Origin of the sequence: Zavarzinia sp. (assembly GCF_049306435.1) — a bacterium.
Classification (GTDB): Bacteria; Pseudomonadota; Alphaproteobacteria; order Zavarziniales; family Zavarziniaceae; genus Zavarzinia.
In genome coordinates this window covers 1-5,743 of the sequence record NZ_JBAQRT010000257.1, presented here as the reverse complement: position 1 = coordinate 5,743, position 5,743 = coordinate 1, and the positions used below count along the sequence as shown (strand labels likewise).

4 protein-coding genes are annotated in these 5,743 nt (G+C 67.5%); 2 read left to right on the top strand and 2 right to left on the bottom strand.

The features are described 5' to 3' along the window. A partial coding sequence (locus WAZ62_RS14830) for an arylsulfatase (protein ID WP_422644311.1) occupies nt 1-2,315 on the top strand: 2,315 nt, incomplete at its 5' end. Further along, nucleotides 2,312-3,118, top strand: a complete 807-nt coding sequence (locus WAZ62_RS14825; RefSeq protein ID WP_422644310.1) for a formylglycine-generating enzyme family protein — start codon at nt 2,312-2,314, stop codon at nt 3,116-3,118. The genes WAZ62_RS14830 and WAZ62_RS14825, both read left to right, overlap by 4 nt. 20 nt (nt 3,119-3,138) lie before the next feature. Here WAZ62_RS14825 and WAZ62_RS14820 read toward each other — a convergent pair whose 3' ends face one another. Together WAZ62_RS14820 and WAZ62_RS14815 are read right to left on the bottom strand one after the other, a co-directional pair. Continuing rightward, entirely contained in the window at nt 3,139-4,491 is a 1,353-nt protein-coding gene (locus WAZ62_RS14820; protein ID WP_422644309.1) for an efflux transporter outer membrane subunit, read from the bottom strand. 4 nt (nt 4,492-4,495) lie between these two features. Next, the coding region (locus WAZ62_RS14815; protein ID WP_422644308.1) for an ABC transporter permease at nt 4,496-5,743 on the bottom strand (1,248 nt) is incomplete at its 5' end.

Here is a 5,743-nt window from a genome sequence, read left to right as displayed (position 1 = left end):
GGGCCGGCGCGGCCGGTTTCGTCACCCTCGACCGGCAGGCGCGGGGCCTGCGCACGCCGAAGCCGGTGGAAGGCGGCGGGCCGGCGATGGTCGGCGAATCCTTCCAGGATTCCCGTCCGTCCTATGGCGCCGAGGTGCGGCCCGAGAAGGGCGCGCCCAATGTCGTCGTCATCGTGCTCGACGATGTCGGCTTCGCCGATCTCGGCTGCTATGGCAGCGAAATCGCGACCCCGGCGCTGGACAGCCTCGCCGCCGAGGGGCTGCGCTACGCCAATTTCCGCACCTGCGCCATGTGCTCGCCGACGCGGGCGGCGCTGATGACCGGGCTCAATCACCATTCCGCCGGCATGGGCTGGCTGGCCGATATCGACAGCGGCTATCCCGGCTATCGCGGCGATCTCACCCTCGAGGCCGCGACCCTGAGCGAGGTCCTGCGGGACCAGGGCTGGTCGACGCTGCATGTCGGCAAATGGCACGTGAACCTGGCGCATTCCAACGGCGCCACCGGGCCCTATCACAACTGGCCGACCCATCGCGGCTTCGACCGCGCCTATTGGTTTCAGGGCCATTCCACCGATTACTTCCACCCGGGCGAGATGCTGGAGGGCACCGCCCCCGTGGAGCCGGCGAAGAGTGGTGATTACTACGCCCTCGACGACCTGACCGACCGGGCCATCGCCTATCTGAACACCCAGCAGGGGATCGAGCCCGGGCGGCCGTTCTATCTCCAGCTCTGCTATCCGGCGGCCCATTCGCCGCTGCAGGTGCCGGGCACCGACCGCGATGCCTACAAGGGCAAATATGACGCCGGCTGGGACGTGATCCGCGCCGCGCGGCTGGAGCGCCAGCGCAAGCTGGGCCTCGTCCCCGAGACGACCGAACTGCCGCCGCTCGCCCCCGGGGTCTCGGCCTGGGACCAGCTGGGCGAGACCGAGAAGAAGCTCTTCGCCCGTTACATGGAAGTCTATGCCGGGCTGATCACCCGGCTGGACCGCAACATCGGCCGCGTCCTCGCCGCGCTCGACACGCTGGGGGTGCGGGAGAACACGCTCGTCGTCCTCATGTCCGACAATGGCGGCTCGGCCGAGGGCACGCAGACCGGGACGCCCAATGTCTTCGCCGCGGCGCTGGGCAATCCGGTGCCGGTCGAGGAAGCGGCGAAGCTCTACGACGTGATGGGCGAGGATGCGACCTTCCCGCATTACCCGATCGGCTGGGCCTGCACCTCGAACACGCCGTTCCGGCTCTACAAGCAATATGCCCATCTGGGCGGCATCGCCGATCCGCTGATCGTATCCTGGCCGGCCCGGATCACCGACAAGGGCGCGGTGCGCGACCGCTTCGTCCATGTCATCGATCTCTATCCGACCATTCTCGACGCCGTCGGGCTCAAGCGGCCGGAACATTACCGGGGCGTGAAGCTGAAACCGCTCGAAGGCGCCAGCGTCATCGGCACCTTCGCCGATCCCAAGGCCCCGACAAGGACCGAGCAATATTTCGAGCTGGGCGGCCAGCGCGGCTATCAGGACGGCAACTGGCGCCTGGTGACCCGCCACGAGCGCGGCGGCGATTACGCCGACGACCGTTGGGAACTCTATGATCTCACCCGCGAGGTGAACGAGCTGACCGACCTCGCGAAGGAAAAGCCCGAGAAGGTCGCCGAACTGGTCGCCAAATGGAACGCCGCCGCCGAGCGTTACGGCGTCTTCCCCATGGACGACCGCAATCTGGTGATCAAGATGACCCAGGACCGGGACCGCCGGGGCATCAAGCCCCATTATCTGTTCCGGCCACCGATGGATCGCCTGTCGGCCCATATCTCGCCGCAGGTCGGCGGCTTCGGCCACGAGATCATCGTCGACCTGGTGCGAAAGCCCGGCGCCGGCGATGGCGTGCTGCTGGCCCATGGTTCGCGCCACGCGGGCTATGTCCTCTTCATCAAGGACGGCCGCCTGATCTACGAGCAAAGCATGGTGCCCTGGTCCGAGCGGGTGGAAGCGAGCGAGATCCTGCCGGAAGGACCGATCACCGTCCGCTATGTCCAGACCATGACCTCGCGTCCGTTCGAGGGCGGCGGCGCCCTGTTTCTCGGCGATCGCAAGCTGGCGGAAAAGACTTACGGCAAGATCATCCTGTCGACGTCCTATGACGGCTTCTCGCTGGGCGCCGATCTCGGCAACCGGGTGTCCACGCTCTACGAGGGACACAATCCGTTCCAGGGCGAGATCGCGAAGGTGGAAATCAGGGTCGACAACGAGCCCTTCGGCCCGCTCGAGGTGAAGCGCTTCATCGACCGCATCGGCATCCGCGTGTGAGCGATGGCGGCGACATGGTGGCGATCCCGGCGGGCCTCTACCCGCTGGGATCCGACGACCATTATCCGGAGGAGCGGCCGGCCCGCCGCGCCCGTATCGAGGCCTTCCGCATCGACCGGACCCCGGTCACCAACCGCGCCTTCGCCCGTTTCATCGCCGAGACCGGCTATGTCACATATGCGGAGCGTTGCGCGCGGCCGGGCTCCGCCGTCTTTCGCATGACGGCGGGACCGGTCGACCTGCGCGATCCCGCCCAATGGTGGTCCTTCGTCGACGGCGCCTGCTGGCACCGCCCCCAAGGCCCGGGCAGCACGATCGAGGGAATCGAGGACGCCCCCGTCACCCATGTCGCGCCCGAGGATGCCGAGGCCTTCGCCCGCCATCATGGCAAGCGCCTGCCGACCGAAGCGGAATGGGAGGCGGCGGCGCGCGGCGGCCTCGAAGACGCGCCTTATGCCTGGGGCCGGGAGTTCCGCCCCGATGGGCAGTTGATGGCCCATGTCTGGACTGGCGGCTTCCCATGGTATTTCGCGCGTGGGGTGCCGGGTCCCTGCGCCGTCGGCCGCTATCCCGCCAATGGTTATGGCCTGATCGACATGATCGGCAATGTCTGGGAAATGACCGCCAGCGCCTTCACGGGCGAGGGGCACTGCGGCTGCGGCCGTGGCGGCGGCCCGGTCGCGGCCAAGGGCGGCTCGTTCCTCTGCGCCGGTGACTATTGCGCGCGCTACCGCCCGGCGGCCCGCATCGGCATCGCGCGCGACGCGACTTCGTCCAACGTCGGCTTTCGCTGCGCGGCCTGAGGGGATACGGCCCCCCGAGATCAGCCCGGACTGCCGCCCAGGGCCTGGCACAGGGTGATATAGGCGGAAAGCGCGTTCAGCCGGCTCTGGGCCAGGGAGCTTTCGGCGCTGCGCCGGGATTCCTGCGAATCGAGCCAGGATTGCAGGCTGACCGCGCCGGCGCGGAACCGGCTCTCATACAGGCCTTCCGCCATCCGGGCGGCGGCCAGGGCCTTTTCCCGATCGGCGACTTCATTAGCATAGTGGCGGCGGGAGGCGAGGGCGTTTTCGACATCGCCGAGGGCCTGATACAGGCTCTGGCGGAAGCTCACCACCGCTTCCTCGTAATCGAGTTTGGACACCTCGATGTTCAACTGCGTCTGGTCCCAGTTCAGGAACGGCAGCACGAGACCGAGGCCGAGACTGGCCACCGGATTTTCGAGAACGTCGATCAGGCTGGTGCTACTGGTGCCGAGGCTACCGGTCAGGCTGAAGCCGGGGTAATAGGACAGGCGGGTCGCGTCGGCGCTGGCGAGGGTGGAGCGCAGGCGCAATTCCGCCGCGCGCAGGTCCGGCCGCCGGCCGAGCAGGCTGGCGGGCAGGCCGGCGTCGATCGCGGGCAGGGCTTCCCGGGGCAGACGCAGGGACTCGGGCTTCACCGATTCCGGCGGGCCATCGAACAGAATGGCGAGGGCATTGCGCTGTTCGGTGCGCTGCTGAAGCAGCGTGTGCAGACTGGCCCGCTGGTTCTCGAGATTATATTGCGCCTCCGCCAGCTCCAGATCCGAGGCGCCGCCGGCCGCGACCATATTCTCGACCAGGGCCAGGGTCTTTTCGGCATAGGCGATGCTTTGCCGGGCGAGATCGATCCGCTCGTTCAGATAGGCGATGGTCCAGTAGAGATCGGCCACCGTGCCGACGAGGCTGAGGGCGGAGGCGTTCAGGTCCTCCTCCGTCGCCGCCGCCTCGAAATGGGCGGCGTCGGCCTCGCGGCCCAGCTTGTTCCAGAGATCGATTTCCCAGGCCGCGGAGGCCGAGGTGCCGGACTGGCGCGCGGTCACCCGGGGATCGGACAGAGTCCGGCTACCCTCCGCGCTGGCGCTGGCCGAGAACTGGGGCAGGCGCTGATCGTCGGCGATGCCGGCGGTCGCCCGCGCCTTGCTGACCCTTATCGCGGCGATGGCGAGGTCATTGTTGCGGCTCAAGGCCTCGGCGATCAGCGCGTCGAGCGCGGGATCGCGGAACGCTTTCCACCAGTCGGCGCCAAGGGCCTGGCCGCCGGTGGCGGCTTCGGTCCATTGTGCGGCGGTCACGGTCTTCGGCACCTGATAGGGCGTGTCGAGCGCGCCGCAACCGGCGAGGAACAGGGCGAGGACGAGGGGACTGTATTTCATGACGTTACTCGCGCGACAAGGCGTCGACCGGGTCGAGACGGGCCGCGTTCCGGGCCGGCAGGAAGCCGAAGACGATGCCGATGAGCGAGGCGCAGAAGAAGGCGAGCACGATCGACGGCACCGAGAAGGACAGGCGGAACGAGGACGACAGGCTGGAAAACACCACGCCGAAGGACAGGGCGAGCAGGATGCCGAGAATGCCGCCGACGAGGCAGACCATCACCGCCTCGATCATGAACTGGCGCATGATGTCGCCCTGGCGCGCGCCCACCGCCATGCGGACACCGATTTCCTTGGTCCGCTCGGTCACCGAGACCAGCATGATGTTCATGACGCCGATACCGCCGACGACAAGGGCGATGACCGCGATCATGGCGATCAGCACGGTCATGGTCTCGGTCGTCTTCTGGATCGTCTCGCGGATCGTGTCGGTATTGACGATGAAGAAATCCAGGGCGCCATGGCGGCGGGTCAGCAGACGGATGATGCCCTGTTCGGCGGCATCGCTCGACACCGCGTCGTCGACCCGGACAGTGATGCTCTGCAGGAAAGACTGGCCGAGCATCCGGTGCAGCGCCGAGGTATAGGGGATATAGATCTTCAGCGTGTCGGACGCGCCGAAGCCGCTGGTGACCGGGTCGAGCACGCCGATGATCCGGCACGGCACATTGCCGAGGATGATCACCTGGCCGAGGGCGCTGGTCCGGTCGGGAAACAGCTTGTCGGCCGTGTTGCTGTCAATGACGGCGAGCTGGGCCATGGCCTTGACCTCGCCCGCGTCGAAGCCGCGACCGACAGCGAGCGTATAGCCCTTCACCCGGAAGAATTGCTCGCCCACCCCGTTGATCGAGGCGGTCAGCGCCTGATCGCGCCAGAGCAGGACCTTGCTGGCCGCGACCGAGGGTGTCGCGCTGTCGACGAAGGACTGCAGCCCGAGAACCTCGGCGTCGGAGGCGACCAGGGTTTCGATCTTGGCGCTGTCGCGGTCGCCGAAGCCCTTGCCGGGAAAGACCTCGACCGTGTTGGTGCCGATCGAGGAAATATCCTCGAGGATGCGCTGCTTCGAGCCCTCGCCCAGCGCCACCACCGACACGACCGAGGCGATGCCGATGATGATGCCGAGCATGGTCAGGAAGGTGCGCAGCTTGTGCGAGGCCATGGCGCGGAGCGCCATGCGGAAGGCTTCGCCGAAACGGTCGAAACTGATCCTGGCCCGACCGAGGAGGGGAGGCGTGCGGGAAGCGCCGGGGGG

Excerpts from the sequence above, each read along its gene's own strand:
- WAZ62_RS14820 (WP_422644309.1), bottom strand. The coding sequence starts at position 4,491 with ATGAAATACAGTCCCCTCGTCCTCGCCCTGTTCCTCGCCGGTTGCGGC.